This window comes from Methylobacterium sp. WL103 (genome assembly GCF_008039885.1).
Lineage (GTDB): Bacteria > Pseudomonadota > Alphaproteobacteria > Rhizobiales > Beijerinckiaceae > Methylobacterium > Methylobacterium cerastii.
The window spans coordinates 1-849 of the sequence record NZ_VRUX01001063.1 but is presented as its reverse complement, the minus strand read 5'-3'; the positions used below and the strand labels follow the sequence as shown (position 1 = coordinate 849).

Annotated in this window: 1 protein-coding gene; it reads left to right on the top strand. The window is 74.1% G+C overall.

Features of this window, described 5'->3' with window-relative positions; translation table 11 throughout:
* The coding region (locus tag FV222_RS27780; protein WP_147816382.1) for a molybdopterin cofactor-binding domain-containing protein at positions 1 to 849 on the top strand (849 nt) is incomplete at both ends.

Below are 849 nucleotides of genomic sequence, written 5' to 3'. Positions count from 1 at the left end.
CACCTTCGACGAGGCCGGCGCCGAGACCGTCCGGCTGGCCGACCTGAAGCCCGAGCACGCGGATCCGGGCCGCGGCGACGCCGACGCCGCCCTGGCGCGGGCAGAAGTGCGGATCGCCGCCCGCTACGAGACGCCCACGCAGCACCACAACCCGATGGAGCTGTTCACCACCGCCTGTTTCTGGGAGGGCCGGCGGCTCACCGTGCACGAGCCGTCCCGCTACGTCGGCGCGCTGCAGCACGGGCTCGCCGCGCAGCTCGGCCTCGCGCCAGAGGACGTCCGCGTCATATCGGGGCCGATCGGCGGCCATTTCGGCTCGAAGCTCGCTCTTTCGCAGTACACGGCCCTGGTGGCGCTTGCCGCCCGCGACCTCGGCCGCCCGGTGTCCCTGGTGCCGACCCGGAGGCAGGGCTTCACCATCGCGAACCACCGCCCGGAGACCCGCCACGACATCCGCCTCGGCGCCGACCGCGGCGGCCGCCTCACCGCCCTGGTCCACGAGGCGACGATGACGACCTCGCGCTTCGACGCCTTCGCGATGGAGGGCACCGACGTGACCGCGAGCCTCTACGCCTGCCCCGACATCCGCACCGACGAGCGCGCCGTGCGGGTCGACCGCAACACGCCCGGCCCGATGCGGGCTCCCCCCGAGGTGCCCTACCTCTTCGCCCTGGAAAGCGCGGTCGACGAGATGGCTTGGACCCTCGGCCTCGATCCGATCGAGCTCCGGCGGCGCAACGACACCCCGACCGACCCGGTCTCGGGCAAGCCGTTCTCGTCGCGCCCGCTGATGGCCTGCTTCGATGCGGGGGCTGCCGCGTTCGGCTGGGCGCGCCGCGACCCGCGGCC